Source organism: Caulobacter sp. BE254 (assembly GCF_031457295.1).
GTDB lineage: Bacteria > Pseudomonadota > Alphaproteobacteria > Caulobacterales > Caulobacteraceae > Caulobacter.
The window spans coordinates 57,137-73,350 of the sequence record NZ_JAVDWJ010000018.1; the positions used below are offsets into that span (position 1 = coordinate 57,137).

Annotated in this window: 13 protein-coding genes, 1 tRNA gene and 1 pseudogene; 1 reads left to right on the forward strand and 14 read right to left on the reverse strand. The window is 66.5% G+C overall.

The window, feature by feature from the left end:
- Positions 1-175: 175 nt before the first annotated feature.
- The 9 genes from ptsN to J2X41_RS23035 all read right to left on the reverse strand — a co-directional run bounded on the left by ptsN (position 176) and on the right by J2X41_RS23035 (position 7,016).
- Positions 176-646 (reverse strand): PTS IIA-like nitrogen regulatory protein PtsN, encoded by a 471-nt coding sequence (gene ptsN / locus J2X41_RS22995; RefSeq protein WP_310086413.1) that lies wholly within the window; start codon positions 644-646, stop codon positions 176-178.
- 97 nt (positions 647-743) lie between these two features.
- Positions 744-1,376, reverse strand: coding sequence for a ribosome hibernation-promoting factor, HPF/YfiA family (gene hpf, locus J2X41_RS23000; RefSeq protein ID WP_310086415.1), 633 nt, complete (start codon positions 1,374-1,376; stop codon positions 744-746).
- Positions 1,377-1,427: 51 nt separating this feature from the next.
- Complete coding sequence (locus J2X41_RS23005) at positions 1,428-2,039, reverse strand: exopolysaccharide biosynthesis protein (RefSeq protein ID WP_310086418.1); 612 nt, start codon at positions 2,037-2,039, stop codon at positions 1,428-1,430.
- 56 nt (positions 2,040-2,095) lie between these two features.
- Positions 2,096-3,598: an RNA polymerase factor sigma-54 gene (rpoN, locus tag J2X41_RS23010; RefSeq protein ID WP_310086421.1), complete on the reverse strand. Its 1,503-nt coding sequence runs from the start codon at positions 3,596-3,598 to the stop codon at positions 2,096-2,098.
- A gap of 434 nt (positions 3,599-4,032) precedes the next feature.
- Complete coding sequence (lptB, locus tag J2X41_RS23015) at positions 4,033-4,791, reverse strand: LPS export ABC transporter ATP-binding protein (protein ID WP_310086484.1); 759 nt, start codon at positions 4,789-4,791, stop codon at positions 4,033-4,035.
- An 18-nt stretch (positions 4,792-4,809) separates the two neighbouring features.
- Positions 4,810-5,400: an LptA/OstA family protein gene (locus J2X41_RS23020; RefSeq protein WP_310086423.1), complete on the reverse strand. Its 591-nt coding sequence runs from the start codon at positions 5,398-5,400 to the stop codon at positions 4,810-4,812.
- A 17-nt stretch (positions 5,401-5,417) separates the two neighbouring features.
- Positions 5,418-6,074, reverse strand: a complete 657-nt coding sequence (gene lptC, locus J2X41_RS23025; RefSeq protein WP_310086425.1) for an LPS export ABC transporter periplasmic protein LptC — start codon at positions 6,072-6,074, stop codon at positions 5,418-5,420.
- Positions 6,075-6,085: 11 nt separating this feature from the next.
- Positions 6,086-6,703 (reverse strand): ribonuclease D, encoded by a 618-nt coding sequence (locus tag J2X41_RS23030; RefSeq protein ID WP_310086428.1) that lies wholly within the window; start codon positions 6,701-6,703, stop codon positions 6,086-6,088.
- A 226-nt stretch (positions 6,704-6,929) separates the two neighbouring features.
- Positions 6,930-7,016, reverse strand: a tRNA-Leu gene (locus tag J2X41_RS23035).
- Between the two features lie 144 nt (positions 7,017-7,160).
- Between J2X41_RS23035 and J2X41_RS23040 the strand changes: the two genes are divergently transcribed.
- Positions 7,161-8,117 (forward strand): complex I NDUFA9 subunit family protein, encoded by a 957-nt coding sequence (locus J2X41_RS23040; RefSeq protein WP_310086431.1) that lies wholly within the window; start codon positions 7,161-7,163, stop codon positions 8,115-8,117.
- Positions 8,118-8,637: 520 nt separating this feature from the next.
- Here J2X41_RS23040 and J2X41_RS23045 read toward each other — a convergent pair.
- From J2X41_RS23045 to J2X41_RS23065, 5 genes and pseudogenes are all read right to left on the reverse strand, one after another.
- Positions 8,638-8,805 carry a helix-turn-helix domain-containing protein gene (locus J2X41_RS23045; protein WP_310086488.1) on the reverse strand — a complete coding sequence of 56 codons (168 nt, stop codon included), beginning with the start codon at positions 8,803-8,805 and terminating at the stop codon, positions 8,638-8,640.
- A gap of 522 nt (positions 8,806-9,327) precedes the next feature.
- Positions 9,328-12,573, reverse strand: coding sequence for a calcium-binding protein (locus J2X41_RS23050; RefSeq protein ID WP_310086433.1), 3,246 nt, complete (start codon positions 12,571-12,573; stop codon positions 9,328-9,330).
- 386 nt (positions 12,574-12,959) lie between these two features.
- Positions 12,960-13,341: pseudogene (locus J2X41_RS23055) on the reverse strand (transposase); the annotation flags it as partial.
- Between the two features lie 207 nt (positions 13,342-13,548).
- Positions 13,549-14,358 carry an undecaprenyl-diphosphate phosphatase gene (locus J2X41_RS23060; protein WP_310086490.1) on the reverse strand — a complete coding sequence of 270 codons (810 nt, stop codon included), beginning with the start codon at positions 14,356-14,358 and terminating at the stop codon, positions 13,549-13,551.
- Between the two features lie 233 nt (positions 14,359-14,591).
- Positions 14,592-16,088, reverse strand: a complete 1,497-nt coding sequence (locus J2X41_RS23065; RefSeq protein ID WP_310086436.1) for a phosphomannomutase/phosphoglucomutase — start codon at positions 16,086-16,088, stop codon at positions 14,592-14,594.
- Positions 16,089-16,214 lie beyond the last annotated feature (126 nt).

The window sequence follows — 16,214 nt, forward strand, 5'->3', positions numbered from 1 at the left end:
TCCGAGAACGGCTCCCAAAGGGTGTCATCCCGGAAGCCTCGCAGAGGCTGTCCGGGATCCAGGGGACTGGGCTGATGCGTTGCGGTTGTCCTGGGTCCCGGACAAGCGCTGCGCGCTTTCCGGGATGACAACTTCAATAGTCAGAAGCGCGGTTCCAGAAACTGATCCGAAACCCTCAGGCCGCGGTGGGCTTGCTCTGGTGGGCGTGGGTCAGCATCACGTGCACGGCGTCGGCCGAGCGGGCCTTGCGCAGCTGCTCGCGCAGGTCGGGCTGGCGCATCACCCGCGAGATGCGGGCCAGGGCCCGCAGGTGGCTGGAATCGGCGTCGCGGGGCGCGAACAGCGCCACCAGCAGGTCGACCGGCTTGTCGTCGACGGCGCCGAACGCCACCGGGGTCTCCAGGCGCACGAACACCGCCCGGACCCTGTCGATGTCGGACAGCCGCGCGTGCGGGATCGCCACGCCCTGGCCGACGCCGGTGGAGCCGGCGTTCTCGCGCTCGATCAGGCCTTCCAGCGCCTCGCCGGCGTCGACGCCGAAGGCCCGGGCGGCCACGTCGGCGATCACGCCGAGAACCTGACGCTTGTTGGCGGCGCTGACTCTCAGGGTGACCGCGCCGGGCTCCAGTAGATCGCCGATGATCATGGTCGGGAAACTCGCTCGCAGTCGGTCGTCGCGCCTCGTCGCCGTCTCTCGCCGAGACGGGGGCCTACCGAAACGCGCCGACCGATCCGAGGTTCGATCAGTTCGCGGCCGGAGCGTGCCCGTTCAGCGACTTGGTGCGTTCGGGGTCGATCCAGCCGATATTTCCGTCAGGCCGCCTGTAGACCACCGACAAACCGTCGTGGGCGGCGTTCCTAAACACGATTGCCTGGGACTCGGTCAAGTCCAGTTCCATGACCGCCATGGAAACAGTCATCGTCTTCAGCGAGGCCTGGCTCTCGGCGATGATCATGGCCGACGGCGCGCCGGTGGGGTGGTCGTCCTCCGACGTCCAGTCATCGTCGTCGATTTCGTCGCTGTCGGGGGCCCGCAGCACGTACATCGCCGCGTTCTCGGCCTGCTTGGCGTTGGCGGCGATCGAGTGGCTCTTCAGCCGCCGCTTGTAGCGGCGGATGCGCGTCTCGATCTTGGCCAGGGCGGCGTCGAAGGCCGCGTGGGCGTCTCCGCCGGATCCATGGCTGATCAGCTGCTGGCCCGAAGCCAGCTTGACCGAACAATCGACCCGGAAGGCGAAGCCCTCCTTGCTGATCACGACATCGGCGTCACCGCCGCGGTCGAAATACTTGCCGATGCTCAGGGTGATTTCGTCGGAGACTCGCGCTCGCAGAGCCTCACCAACGTCGACATGCTTGCCGGAGATTTGGACTTGCATGGCCTATCAACGCGCCCGTCCGCGCCTGGTGTCAAGCGTCGCAAAAGCGACTTAAAACAGCCCCGGAATCATATGCAGCAACCGCTCGATCGCGGCCGCCACCACGCCCGCGCTCAGCACCAGCAGACCCACGCTGACCGCCGCCATCAGGTAGCCCAGAAGGGCCAGCAGGCCGTCGCGCTGCAGCAGGGCCAGGGCCAGGACGGCCACCGTGGCCCCCGGCGCCAGGTTGCCCAGCGGGATCGGCAGCACCAGCACCAGGGCCAGCAGGGTGCAGACCACGCCGATCAGCCGCTCGCCGACCGGCCCGAACAGGATCTTCAGCCGGGGCCGGGTGACCAGCTCCATCCGCCGGACGATCGGCGTCAGCCTACGGAACAGTCCGCGCAGGTCGTCGCGCTTGAGCGGATGATCGACCAGCTTGCGCGGCAGCCAGGGGACGTCGGACCCCCAGGCGATCTGCGGGGCCAGCAACAGGATCGGCAGGCTGAGGATCGTCGACGAGCCCGGGGGCAGGGGCAGGCAGTTCAGCAGGCCGAACACCAGCAGCATGGCCCCGAAGGCGCGGCTGTCGAACTGCTCGAGCATCTGTCCCACGGTCAGGACGGGACGCTCGTCCTCGCCGAATCCTTCGATCACGTCGGATAGACTCTGGATGGTCATGCTCAGCCTTGATTCGCGTGTCTATCAACGCGGACCGCGGGCGTCCGGACCATCGGTCAGGCGGTTTCCTTGATCAAGCGCCGCCGTTCGACCGACGACGGAATCCGCAGGGCCTCGCGATACTTGGCCACCGTGCGGCGGGCGATGTCGACGCCGCTTTCCTTGAGGATCTCGACGAGGCGGTCGTCGGAATGGACGTCGGCCTCGGTGCGCTCGGCCTCGACCAGGGCCTTGATCTTGTGGCGGACGCTGGCGGCCGAGTGGGCCTCGCCGCCCTCGGTGGCCTGGATGGCTGAGGTGAAGAAGTATTTCAGCTCGAACACCCCGCGCGGGGTGGCGATGTACTTGTTGGAGGTCACCCGGCTGACGGTGGATTCGTGCATGCCGATGGCGTCGGCGACGGTCTTCAGGTTCAGCGGCCGCAGGTGCTCGACGCCATAGGCCAGGAAGCCATCCTGCTGGCGGACGATCTCGCTGGAGACCTTCAGGATGGTCTTGGCCCGCTGGTCGAGGCTTTTGACCAGCCAGTTGGCGGTGGCGAAGCTGTCGGAGACGAAGGTTTTTTCCTGGTCGGTCCGCGCGCCCTTGCTGACCCGGGCGTGGTAGCGCTGGTCGACCAGCACCTTGGGCAGGGTGTCGGTGTTGAGCTCCACGTGCCACAGGCCGCCGGGCGTCTCGCGCACGTGGACGTCGGGCGTCAGGGTCTGGGGCGGGTCGCTGTGGAAGGCCGCGCCGGGGCGAGGGGTCAGGGCGCGGATCTCGGCGACCATCTCGCGCAGGTCCTCGTCGTCGACGCCGCACGCCTTGCGCAGGGCGTTCATGTCGCGGCGGGCCAGCAGGTCGAGGTTGTCGAGCAGGGCGGCCATGCAGGGGTCGTAGCGGTTGACGTCTTTCAGCTGCAGGGCCAGGCACTCGCGCACGTCGCGGGCCATGACTCCGGCCGGCTCGAAGCCTTGCAGCACGGTCAGCACGCCCTCGACGAAGGCCAGGTCGCAGCCCAGGCGCCCGGCGACCTCGTCGAGGTCGGCGCGCAGGTAGCCGGCCTCGTCGACGGCGTCGATCAGCACCCCGGCCACCACGACCTGGGGCGGCGATAGGCCGGCCACGGCCAGTTGTTCGGTCAGGTGCTCGACCAGGGTCGGGGGGCGGGTCAGGGCTTCTTCGTAGTGGCCGTCGCCTTCGAAACTGCCGCCGCCGCCGGTTCGCGACCAGTCGATCTGGCCGCCGGCCTGCTCGGCCCCGGACTCGGCGCCGTCGCCGGTGGCGCGCTCGCCGGGCGAGACGTCGTCGGGCGTGGCGTCCATCTGCTGGCTGGCGGCGCTGTCGGACACCGCGTCCAGGCCGAGGTTCTCGGTGGGGCGCTCGGCCTCGTCAGCCGTGCGTTCGGTCTCGACGGGGCCGTCGTCGCGTTGGAGCAGGGGGTTGCGCTCGAGCTCGGCCTCGACGAAGGCGTCGAGTTCGAGGTTCGACAGCTGCAGCAGCTTGATCGCCTGCTGGAGCTGCGGCGTGATGACAAGGCCCTGGCCTTGCCGAAGCTCCAATCTGTGGCCGAGAGCCAATGCGCCCTCCTGGGCAAATCAACGAACCTGTTGATCGCCATTGAAGGGCAGTCTGGTTAACGGGGCGCGAACGCCAGCAAAAAGCGGGCCAGTGCGACACTCCGCCCGGAGAGACGAGCGTTTTTCACATCCTGGTCGGATAACTCTCTGAAAACACGGACCTTTATCAAGGCCATTGGACACGCGAAAAGCCCGCGCGCTCGACAAGCAAGCGCGCGGGCCGTTAAATTTTGCCGGGTGATCAGCGCAGGCGGATCGAATAGTTCGGCCTGGGGTGTTGAATGGGCCTCTCCTCCCCCGTGAAACGGGGGAGGTGGATCGGCGCGCAGCGACGAGACGGAGGGGGCGTCGTGCGGCGGCCGGACGCCCCCTCCGTCACGATGCGTATCCGCATCGCGCCACCTCCCCCGCGTTGCGGGTGAGGAGAAGCGGCTTTAGCGTTCGTCGAAGCTGTCGCCCAGATAGACGCGGCGCACCTCGGGATTGTCGACGATCTCCTGGGGCGAGCCTTCGAACAGCACCTCGCCGGCGTGGATGATCGAGGCCCGGTCGACCATCTGCAACGTCTCGCGGACGTTGTGGTCGGTGATCAGGATGCCGATGCCGCGGTTCTTCAGGTAGCTGACCACTTCGCGGATGTCGGAGATGGCCAGCGGGTCGATGCCGGCGAACGGCTCGTCCAGCAGCATGAACGACGGCTCGCTGGCCAGGGCGCGGGCGATTTCCACCCGCCGCCGCTCGCCGCCCGACAGGGCCACGGCCGGCGACTTGCGGATGTGGGTGATGTGCAGCTCTTCCAGGATCTGCGTCACCTGCTCGCGCGCCTTGCGCTGGTTCTTCTGGCGCATCTCGACCACGGCCATGACGTTCTGCTCGACCGTCATGCCCCGGAAGATCGAGGCTTCCTGCGGCAGGTAGCCCACGCCCATGCGGGCGCGCTGGAACATCGGCTGGCTGGTGATGTCCTCGCCGTCCAGATAGATCGAGCCGTAGTCGGCGGCGACCAGGCCGGTGATCATGTAGAAGCAGGTGGTCTTGCCGGCGCCGTTGGGGCCCAGCAGGCCGGCGACCTCGCCGCGCTTGAGGCGCAGGGAGACGCTCTTGACGACGGGGCGGTCGCCGAACGACTTGCCGACCGCGTCGACGAACAGGCCTTCGGAGGCCGCGTCGCGGTTGACGCCCAGGGATTGCATCGAAAACGCCATGGGTTCCTACGGCTTGCCGGCGGGCTTCTTGTCTTTGTCGGAGGGATAGAGCACCGCCCGCACACGCGTCTTGCCGCGACCCGTGGCGTTGGATTCCATCTTCACGTCGTTGGTCTTGGTCTTGATGGTCATGCGGTCGCCGCGGGCGACGTCCTGGCCCTGGACGGCCACCACGTCGCCGGTGACGATGATGGTGTCGTTGTCATAGGTGTAGACGGCGTGGTCGCCGCGCACGGTCTGCTCGGGCGTGACGTAGAAGACATTGCCGTCGGCCTCGACGCGGTCGACGTCGCCGCAGTCGTTGTTGCCGGTGGGCGAGGAGGTCTTGCCCGGCGTCTTGCGGCGGTTGTAGACGGTCATGGTCGCCGCCCGCATGCGGGCCTTGTCCTGCAACACCTCGACCGCGCCGCGGAAGATGGTCTTGCACTGGCTGTTGATGACCTCCTGCTCGTCGGCGGAGATGTCCACCGGCGCGCTGGAATTGCTGCCGCTGGCCGCGGGCGTCTGGGCCATCGCCGCGCCCCCGAAGCCCGCCAGGAGGGCCGGGCCGCTCAACAGGCTGAAGGCGATCGCCGTCGGCGCCATCCATCGTTTCATCAACCACGTCCTCATGTCTATTCGCGAGCCGTCCCTTGTTCCGGGACCGCTTGGCCCGTCTTCCGGTCGATCCGTGTCTTGACGCCGCCCCGGAAGATGATGCGGTCGCCCTTGTCATATACGGAGTAGGCGTTGGATTGCACCTGTCCAGTTGGACCTTCGCCCTGAAGCTCGGTTTCGCCGGTGGTGTTGCCGTTGCGGGTGTCGACCATGGCCTCGTCCGAGGCGAAGCGATAGCCGGCGCCGTCGTCCATGCGGACATTGCCGTACAGCTGGAGCTTCAGGGTGTCCTCGCGGTAGACGCCGCGGTCGGCGGTCGAGCGTGTGGGGGCCGGGCTGCCCACGCCCAGGGTCAGGGTCGGGGCGTCCAGGAACACCCGCTTGAGATCGTTCTCGTCGCGCACCGCCGACCGGGCGGTGATGATGAACGGCCGCCCGTCGCTGGACTGGCCGTAGAAGCGCGGCGTGACCATCCTGATCTGGGTCTTGTTTTCGGCGGGCCGCCGGTCGCCGGCGGTGAACGACCGCCAGGCCACCTGGCCGCCGACCGTGGCCAGGATGCCGACCATGGCGACGGGCAGCACCACGCGCGCCAATTTGACGCGACGCGAGCGGGCGCGCCAACGGCGCAAGTCCCGTCTGTAGCCCGCCCGATCGGCCTCGAGGGTGGTCATGCCTCCAGCCTTCAGCTGTGCGCGAAGATGTCGACGTCTTCCCAGCCGGCCAGGTCGAGGGCCGCGCGGTGGGGAAGGTAGTCGAACGCGGCCTTCGCCAGGTCCATTCGGCCCTCGCGGACCAGCATGGCGTCCAAACGCTCGCGCAGGGCATGCAGATGCAGCACGTCGGACGCCGCATAGGTCAGCTGTTCGGGCGACAGCGTCGCCGCGCCCCAGTCCGAGCTCTGCTGGACCTTGGACAGCTCGACCCCCACCAGTTCACGCGTCACGTCCTTCAGGCCGTGGCGGTCGGTATAGGTGCGGGCCAGCTTGCTGGCGATCTTGGTGCAGTACACGGGGGCGGTCATGACCCCCAGGTGCAGCAGGAACATGGCGATATCGAAGCGGCCGAAGTGAAAAAGCTTCACCACGGCCGGATCGGTCAGCAGGCGCTTGAGGTTGGGCGCGTCGTAGGTCGAGCGGTCCAGGCGCACCACGTGGGCGTCGCCGTCGCCCGACGACAGCTGGACCACGCACAGCGGGTCGCGGCCCAGGCGCAGGCCCATGGTCTCGGAATCGATCGCGACCGCGGTCGCGCCGGCGAAAGCGCCGTCCGGAAGGTCGCCTTCATGCAGAAAGTTGGCCAAGTCTGTTCGTCTCCGCGCCTCGGTCTCGTCGCACGGGACGTTGCGAATTCCGACACGCCTGATGTGGGCGCCGACACTATAGGCCGGATGGGAAGGATATCTATCCGCTGGTCACGACCATCGCCAGCCCCTGGTTGAGCTTGGATGGCCTACAATGTCAGGAAACTTTCCGACGTCTCGAAACTTTCGGCGCCACCCCGACCTTCTTTCGAAGGTTGGTAGGGGGTGGTGCCCAGGAGAGGACTCGAACCTCCACGACCTTTCAGTCACTGGCACCTGAAGCCAGCGCGTCTACCAATTCCGCCACCTGGGCCTGCGAAGCAATCCGTGGATCGCCGCGAGGCCGGGACGTTTATGCAAAGGTTTTGACCGCGTCAATCGCTTAGTTGCGCATTTCGTTGCGATTGGGCTCGCGGTCGTCTATCCCCCGGCTCACGGGTTTAGGACGAGGTTGATTATGCAAGGTCTGGTCACGGTGTTCGGCGGCTCCGGCTTCGTCGGCGGCCAGGTCGTACGCGCGCTCGCCAAGGCGGGCCATCGCGTGCGGGTGGCGGTGCGCAATCCCAACCTCGCCTACCGCATGCGGATGCTGGGCGACGTCGGCCAGATCGAGGTGGTGCAGGCCAATGTCCGCAACGTCCCGTCGGTGGCCCGCGCCGTCGATGGCGCGGAAGCCGTGGTCAACCTGGTCGGCGTCCTGTGGGAAAGCGGCCGGCAGAAGTTCCAGACCCTGCACGTGATGGGCGCCCGGACGATCGCCGAGCAGGCCAAGGCCGCCGGCGCCGCGCGCCTGGTGCAGATCTCGGCCCTCGGGGCCGACGTCAACTCGTCGTCCAAGTACCTGCGCACCAAGGCCGAGGGCGAAGCGGCCGTCCGCGCCGTGTTCCCCGGCGCGGTGGTGATCCGGCCATCGGTGGTGTTCGGCGCCGAGGACAAGTTCTTCAACAAGTTCGGCCAGATGGCCGCCCTGTTCCCCGCCTTGCCGCTGATCGGCGGCGGCGAGACCAAATTCCAGCCGGTCTATGTCGGCGACGTGGCCGCCGTGGTGGCCAAGGCCGTCTCCAGCCCGGTCGCCAAAGGCCTGACCTACGAGCTGGGCGGCCCCGCCGTCTACAGCTTCAAGGCGCTGATGGAGCTGATCCTGCGCGAGACCGGCCGCAACCGCGTGCTGGCCCCGATCCCGTTCTTCGCGGCCAGCCTGATCGGCAAGGTCGGCGACCTGTCGCCGATCGCCCCGCCGCTGACCTCGGACCAGGTCGAGTCGCTGAAGACCGACAATGTCGCCGACCACGGCCTGCCGGGCCTGGCCGAGGCCGGCGTCGTCCCGACCGCCGTCGAGGCGGTGGTCCCGTCCTACCTCTACCGCTACCGCAAGGGCGGCCAGTACGCCGAGGTACCGGCGGGGGCGTTCTAGGATTCTCGGATCCTTTTCCCCTTGCGGGAGAAGCTATGATATTATCTATTTGATTATGTTGATATATTTAAGGCGAAGGCAGCCTGTGTAGCATCTGTGCGGGCCTTTCTTGGCCCATAGATGCTAGCAGGTCGGGTTCGTCGATGAGCATCGCGGCGTGTGGCCGGTTCGAATGATGTGTCGGGTCCTGGGCCTGTCGGCCAGTTGTATGTAGCCAATCAAACGGCCATCCGTAGCCGACTCAAGACTCCACCCGTGGCCAGCTAATCATCCGACGGAGGTCGCCGCTTTGGTGTGATTGGTGAGTGCGGCGGTCGAGCCGCGGAGGTTCCACATCGCGCAGCGGATCGGCCGCCGTCGCCGCACGACAGGGCAGCTGCTTCTCATGTTTTCCGAGCTAGCCGAAGGCTTGCTCGGCTCTGAGAGAGCCGTTTTGAATGCCGGAGACCGTCAAAGCCGCTTACGTTCCGAGGATGGTTGAACTTCGCCCTTTATCAGGATGGTCGTCCATTTAGACGCATCAGTTGACCCATCCCATAACCAATGGGATCGATGGTGGCGTCTGCGGTCGGCGAATGCGCCTAGCCAACTGCCAGGTTCGTGGTGCCATGCCGGTCGCGCGCTTGAAGGTGCGGGACAAATGGCTTTGATCGGCAAAGCCGCACGCTAGCGCGATGTGAGCCAGCAGTAGCGAAGCTTTGAATCTTTAAGTGGTCGATGCGCATCCAGGGAACGGTCTTAGGTGGTCTGGGTGAAATGGTGGGATTTGGCCAGCCGAGTTAGATCAACGGCTTTAGTCGGGCGCCCCCGTCGCGCACCGACACAAGCAATTGAAATATGTTGAGAAATGACGCTTTTGCCGTTTGCGGGTGGTGGGTCCGAACCGGAACAAAGCCGGTAAAATCGGATGTTCCGGGACTCGATTCCCCGGAATAGTCCCAGATAATGTTCTTGCTCCGTTCATGGAGCCCCTGATGTCCCGTACAAGCGTTTGTTCCGGCCTCAGCGATCCCATCACTTTTTTCGAGGGTTTGCGGCCTGCGCGCCAGGCCTGCATCGACCAATTGCGCAACCTGGGTCCATCAGGTGCGCGTACTGGTCGCGACGCTCCGGGCAGGGCCTCGCGCTGCCGGGCGTCCGAAGTGGAGGAGCGCCTACCCGTCCCCGGGCGGCGCCCCCCCCCCCGCAGGGGTTTTGTAGCCGTAGTCTCCTAAAGGAAGAGAAAGTCGCCGACGGTGAGGCTGGCGGCCGTGACGGCGGTAAGGAGGATGTCATGGCCGCTGCCGAGGTCGATCACGGTGTCGGCCCCACGCTGAACGATGTGGGACTGCAGCGAAGCGAAATCGACGATACCCGAGCCGTTGAGATTGGTAAGCAAGCCGATCACGTCGTGCCCGGCGCCCGTGGCCTGAAAATCGCCGATGACGTCATGGCCCGACCCCGATCCGAACCTGAAGGTGTCCTGGCCATCGCCGCCATAGAGGAAGTCATCTCCGTTGGCCCCGACCATGATATCGTCGCCGGCCAGGCCGTACAGGATGTTGGCCCCGGCATCGCCTGTCAGTTGGTCGTTGTACGCCGAGCCCACGAAACCCTCGATCGACAGGTAGGTGTCGCCCGCCGCCTCGCCGGTTTTCGTGATCCCGCCGGTCAGAGATGCGACCACGCCGCCGGTGGCTGAATCGTAGCGTGCGAAGTCGACGCCCGCGCCACCGTCTAGGATGTCCCCGCCCACGCCGCCCCAGAGGTGGTCGCCGCCGTCGCCGCCATAGAGGCCGTCGCTGCCCGCACCGCCCACCAAGGCGTCGCCCCCCCCCAGACCGTAAAGGCTGTTCGACTCGCCGTCGCCGGCCAGCGTGTCGCCGAACCCAGAGCCGACCAGGCCCTCGATGCTGACATAGCCGTCGCCAAGCGCGTCGCCGGCGGTGCCTACGCCGGCCGACAGGTCGGCCACTACGCCCGACGAGGAGTCGTCGTAGCGCACGAAGTCGATGCCCGCACCGCCGTCCAGGTAATCGGTGCCCGCACCGCCGTAGAGGTGATCGTTTCCATCCTCGCCGATCAGGGTGTCAGCGCCATCCTGGCCGTACAGCGCATCGCCGCCGCCGCCGCCGTACATCGCGTCGTCGCCGCCCAGGCCGTAGAAGATGTTGCCGTCGCCGCCGCCGATCAGGACGTCCCGGACCTGCGAGCCGACCAGGCCCTCAATGTCGAACAGCGTGTCGCCGGTCGCATCGCCCCGATCGCCCTGACCGCCGACCAGGTCGATCACCACGCCGAGCGTCGAGGTGTCGTAACGCGCGTAGTCGAAGCCGCCGTCGCCGCGAAGAACATCCCCGCCGGCTCCGCCGTAGAGGCTGTCGCTGCCGTCGCCGCCGCGCAGGTCGTCCGCGCCCGCGCCGCCCAACATGATGTCGTCTCCCGCCAGGCCAAAGAGCGTATTGTCGCCGTTGTCCCCGTTCAGGAGGTCGGCGTAGTTCGAGCCGACGAGGCCCTCGATCTCGATCAGCGCGTCGAAGGCCGCGTTGCCGGTTCCCACCGTCACGCCGGGTTGCAGGCTGACGGTCACGCCAGAGGCGGCGTCGTCATAGCGCGCGTAGTCGTATCCGGCTCCGCCAATCAGCAAGTCGTTGCCGGCCCCGCCGTACAGGTGGTCGGCGCCGTCGCCGCCGTCCAGCACGTCGGCTCCGCCGCCGCCCTCCAAGCCATCATCGCCGCCGTTGCCTTCCAGTTGGTCCGCACCCAACCCGCCGAAGACGTTGTCCGCCGCGGCGTTGCCCACGAACCGGTCGTCGAAGTCCGATAGGATGAAACGCTCGATCAGGAAGAAGCTGTCCCCGGCGGCGTCGCCTGTGTGCTGGTTGGTCAGGAAGTTCAGCGTGACCGCCGCGGTGGAGCTCGCATAGCCGGCGGCGTCCTGGCCCGTTCCGCCATCGAGGTAGTCGGCGCCGGAGCCGCCGTCGAGAACGTCATTGCCGTCGCCGCCTATCAGCGCGTCCGCGCCGCCTCGTCCGGAAACGTAGTCTTGGCCGCCTTTACCAAAGATCGTGTTGGCGAGGTTGTCGCCGCTTAGCGTGTCGTTGTTGAGAGAGCCAATAAGGTTTTCGAAGCCTGAGATCGTGTCCCAGCCGCCGCTGACGGTGTTCTGCTTGGCCGTGATCGCCAGGTCGACGACCGCGCCGCCGGAAACGCCGTCGTAGATCAGCGTATCCCCGGTCAACATGCTCTCATTGATCGATCCGTTCGGCGCGGGGTTGTCGCCGCCGATGAGAATATCGTCGCCGCCGCCGCCGGCGATCCGATCCGATCCGACTCCTCCGTCGGCGGTCACGCCATAGGCGGTGAAGAAGCTGCCTATGCCGACATAGATGCTGTCGTCGCCGTCGCCGCCGTTCAGCGCAACGGATCCGGAGCTGGGCGTTACAAAAATCGTGCGGAAATTCAGGCTGTCGTTGCCGCTGCCGCCTTCGATCAGGATGTTGCCGACGGCGTTATTGGACCGCGTGACCTGGATGTAGTCGTCGCCCGCGTCGCCGAAGATCTGATCGTTGCCACCGCTCAGGTCGGTGATTGAATCCTTTCCATCGCCGCCGTGGACGATGTCGTCGCCGAAGCGTCCGTCGAGCGTGTCATCGCCCATTCCGCCGTTCAGGATATCGGCGCCGGCGCCGCCAAGCAGATGGTCGGCAAGGTCCGTGCCGTTATAGGTGGCGCCAACGACCGCGGCGGAGTTGGGGTCGAAGCCGTCGAGCGAAGCCGGCGTCAGCGACGACGCCAGCACACTTTCCAGGATCGCGATCGTTGCGAAGCCGTAGGTGGCCCGCCCGGCGTCGAGATCCACCTGAAGAAGCGTGTCCGCGCCGCTCTGCACAAGCCTGGCGTAGCCGTCGGCGAACGGATTGACGGTGGTGTAAACTCCCGTCGAATAGGCGATGAAATCCTGAAACAGTAGGCGATCCGAAGAGGCGCCGCTAACCTGGAAGTCTCGGATCGTGGCGGTCTGGCCGAACGTATCGGTCGCCGTCAACACGACGATGTCGTGCCCGTCGCCCAGAAGGACCGAAGAGTTTCCGCCTCTCAGTTCGGCGATGTCATCGCCGCCGCCGCCGTCGATGTTGGTGCCATAGGCCCTTTGGTTCAGGAAGTAGTCGTTCCCGGTTCCGCCGAACGCGTTGTAGTGGACAGTGGAGAGCGTATCGAACAGGTAGAGGGAGTCATTGCCGGCGTCGCCGTAGAGGAACACCGTCCGCGCGGGCCCCGGATTTTCCGAGGTGCCCTGGAGGATGTCGTCGCCGTCGTCCCCGTGCGCCGTAGAACTGCCGGTGGTGCCGACGTCGATGAAATCGTCTCCGCCGCCCCCGTTGATCGTATCATCGCCGCCATTGCCGATGATGATGTCGTTTTCTGCTGTCCCCGTCAGAACTTCACCATTCGACGTGCCGTCAAACCAAGCCAATGTCGTCCCCCCAAAAACGCGAAGCTACTCGGCCGCTCGTTATCCGAGGCACCCGATACTCGGCCTGGTAGAGCATGGTCTCCAGAGCAGTTCAATCTCAGGCTATTTTTTTGAGCGGTGCGTGAGCAAAGAGCGACGGATGCCGTTGGGTGTTGGTCTACACTAAGGCCGAGTCGCCTCGATCGCAGTGATTACGTCCAGGCCGCTCATGTCGGGGCCAACCTCCCATTGTCCACCCCCTTGCGCGCGTGTGATCGTCCGTAACCCTCGAAATTCGTTTAACAAGGGCGCTAGTGACACCGCGATGAGCGGTGGCGTTGCGCCTCGCGCGCCTGCGCGCGATGGCCCGAGAAACCCAACGTCCCTCACGCGTACGCGCATACTGTCACCAGGGCCCGCAGCCGTTCCTGGACCTGGCTTTCGGGCGCCAGTGACCAACCCCTTGGCCCAGGCGTAGTCGGCGATGACCTTGGCGTCGATCCGGTCGGTCTTCTCCAGCACGCCCATCGCCTCGGCGAAGCGCCGCACCGAACGGGCGTTGGCGATCGCGCAAGGCACGCCCGCCGACCACAGCAGGCCAAACGGCAGCTTCTCGTAGCCGCCGGTCGCCTCCATCACCACCAGCTCCACGCCGTGCTCGGCGCAGAATCTGGCCAGCTTCACGATCCCCTCGGAGCTCCGCGGCACGCTCAACTCAAGGCCAGATCCGCTGATCCAGCCGTCCAACGTCTTCAGCGAGACGTCCACTCCACAGATGATGTTCGCCACGGTAACCTGCCTTGTGCATGCGATCGAAGATCAAGCGACTGTTCGGTCGTGCGTGACTGCGGCGGTGGTCCCTTAGCTCTCTCGCGGTTGAGGCCTGAGGGAAGACGGACGCCACGCGCGGCGTGAGGGAACCGGCGGCTACCGGTTCCCTCACAGCGCTAAGTCATCACGCTCAAGCGCCTCGATCCAGATACAAGGGAAGGGGGATCAGCGCGGCATGTAGATCAGCCCCAGGCCGATCACCCCGACCACGATCCGCCACCAGGCGAACGGGGTGAAGCCGCGCTTGCCGATGAAGGCGATCATGGTCTTGACCACCACCAGGCCCGACAGGAACGACACCACGAAGCCGATGGCGATCGTGCCGGCGTGGCTGGGGTCGATGTCCTTGTAGCTCTTGAGCAGGTCCAGGGCGAAGGCCCCGACCATGATCGGGATGGCCATGAAGAAGCTGAACTCGGCCGCGGCCTTGCGCTCGACCCCCAGCAGCATCGAGCCGACGATGGTCGAGCCCGAGCGCGACACGCCCGGCACCAGCGACAGGCACTGGAACAGGCCGATCAGGAAGGCGGTCTTCAGGGACAGCGCCATGCCGTCCTCCTCGCGCACGGGCAGCTTGGAGCGGTCGACCCACAGCAGCAGGAAGCCGCCGACGATCAGCGACAGGCAGATCACCTGCGGCAGGAACGGGTTCTCGAAGAAGTGCTTGATCACCCCGTGCAGCAGCAGGCCGGCCGCGAAGGCGGGGATGCAGCCGATGATCACACTCAGCGCGAAGCGGCGCGCTTCCGGCTTGGTCGGCAGGCCGACCACCACCTGCCACAGGCGCTGGAAATAGACCGCGACCACCGCCAGCACCGCGCCCAGCTGGATCAGGACGATGAAGGTGTCCCAGGTCGGATCGGTCAGGCCCAGGGCGATCTTGGTCAGCAGCAGGTGCCCGGTCGAGGACACGGGAATGAACTCGGTCAGGCCCTCGACCAGGCCCAGCACGATCGCGATCAGCCAATCCGGCATCGTCATTCCTCTCCAGGGCCGGGCCTCCAGGCGCGCGGCCGTACCAAAGCCCGTCCGGGCGCGCCGGGCGAGGTGAACACCGGTTTAGCCGCGCCACCGCGCCGCGAAACCGCGGAGCCGGCGCCGGCGGCCGTCCAGGACCGTCCTGGCCCGATTTCGTGTCGATCCTGCGTCCGCCCGCCCGCGCCGCGCCCGAAAAGCGGGCGGCGGCCCCGGCGTGGGCGAGGGCCGGGTCAGATTTCCTGATTGTACCTGCCGACCCGGTCGCCCAGGCGCGGCTTGACCTCCTGGCGGAACAGGGCGCGCATGTCGTCCTCCGACCGCGTGCTCTCGACCACCACGACGATCTCGGGCTTGTTGGACGAAGCGCGGACCAGCACCCACGAGCCGTCCTCCAGGTGCACCCGCACGCCGTTGACGGTGATCACCTCGGTGATCCTGCGGCCCAGGATCGAGCCGCCGGCGGCGAACAGGTCCTGGTATTCCTTCACCACGTCATCGACCACGCCGTACTTCACCTCGTCGCCGCAGTGCGGGCTCATGGTCAGGGAGGTGAAGGCCACGGGCAGGGCCTTGCGCATGTCCGACAGCTTCACGCCGGGATTGCGGTCCAGCATGGCCAGGATGGCGGCGGCCGCGGTCAGGCCGCAGTCGTAGCCGTAGCCCAGGTCGCCGTTCATGAAGAAGTGGCCGCTCTTCTCGAAGCCGGCCAGGGCGCCCAGCTCGGCGCTCTTGCGCTTGATGTAGCTGTGGCCGGTCTTCCAGTAGATCACCTTGCAGCCATGGGCGGCCAGGATCGGGTCGGTGGCGTAGAGGCCGGTCGACTTGACGTCGACGACGAAGGTCGCGCCCGGGTTCAGCGGGGCCAGGTCGCGGGCCAGCATCAGGCCGATCTTGTCGGCGAAGATCTCCTCGCCCTCGTCGTCGACCACGCCGCAGCGGTCGCCGTCGCCGTCGAAGCCGAACGCCAGGTCCGCGCCGTGCTCGCGGACGGCGTGGGCCATCGCGTGCAGCATCTCGGCGTCTTCCGGGTTCGGATTGTACTTGGGGAAGGTGTAGTCGAGCTCGGTGTCCATGCCGATCACCTCGGAGACGCCCATCCGTTGCAGGCCCTCGACGGCGAAGGCGCCGGCCGTGCCGTTGCCGCAGGCGGCGATCACCTTCAGCGGCCGGGTGATCTGGGCCCGCTTGGCCACGTCGGCGATGTAGCGTTCGGCCTCGCCCTGCACCCGGATCAGCTTGCCGCCGTCGCGTTCGACGAAAGCGCCGCCCAGCACGATCGCCTTCAGGCGGCTCATCTCGTCGGGACCGAAGGTCAGGGGCTTCTGGGCGCCCATCTTCACCCCGGTCCAACCGTTCTCGTTATGGCTGGCGGTGACCATGGCCACGCAGGGGATGTCCAGGTCGAACTGGGCGAAATAGGCGGTGGGCGACAGGGCCAGGCCGATGTCGTGCACCTCGCAGCCGGCGCTGATCAGGCCCAGGATCAGGGCGGTCTTGATCGAACTCGAATAGGACCGGAAGTCGTGGCCGACCACGATCCGCGATTGGCCCAACTCGTGGATGTAGGTCCCTAGGCCCAGACCCAGGGCCTGGACGCCCAGCAGGTTGATCTCCGGCCCGAACAGCCAGCGGGCGTCGTATTCCCGGAAGCCGGTGGCCTTAACCAGGGGCTCATTCTCATAGGCGGCCGTGTTGGGGACGAGGTCGGCGCGGGGCTTGGAGAACATCAATCACATTTCGGCTGTTGAGGGGCGGGCGGAGGTGGCGCGCACGATTCAGGACTCGCGTCGATTTGCCAAGCCTGGGGCTGGGCCTGTCGGCAGGACTATCCGGGGTTCGTGACGATTTCTCCC

Bases quoted from the DNA above. Each gene is read 5' to 3' on its own strand.
- J2X41_RS23065 (WP_310086436.1), bottom strand. From the start codon at position 16,088: ATGTTCTCCAAGCCCCGCGCCGACCTCGTCCCCAACACGGCCGCCTAT.
- lptC (WP_310086425.1), bottom strand. From the start codon at position 6,074: ATGACCACCCTCGAGGCCGATCGGGCGGGCTACAGACGGGACTTGCGC.
- ptsN (WP_310086413.1), bottom strand. From the start codon at position 646: ATGATCATCGGCGATCTACTGGAGCCCGGCGCGGTCACCCTGAGAGTC.
- J2X41_RS23005 (WP_310086418.1), bottom strand. From the start codon at position 2,039: ATGACCATCCAGAGTCTATCCGACGTGATCGAAGGATTCGGCGAGGAC.
- J2X41_RS23020 (WP_310086423.1), bottom strand. From the start codon at position 5,400: ATGAAACGATGGATGGCGCCGACGGCGATCGCCTTCAGCCTGTTGAGC.
- hpf (WP_310086415.1), bottom strand. From the start codon at position 1,376: ATGCAAGTCCAAATCTCCGGCAAGCATGTCGACGTTGGTGAGGCTCTG.
- J2X41_RS23060 (WP_310086490.1), bottom strand. From the start codon at position 14,358: ATGCCGGATTGGCTGATCGCGATCGTGCTGGGCCTGGTCGAGGGCCTG.
- lptB (WP_310086484.1), bottom strand. From the start codon at position 4,791: ATGCAATCCCTGGGCGTCAACCGCGACGCGGCCTCCGAAGGCCTGTTC.
- J2X41_RS23040 (WP_310086431.1), top strand. From the start codon at position 7,161: ATGCAAGGTCTGGTCACGGTGTTCGGCGGCTCCGGCTTCGTCGGCGGC.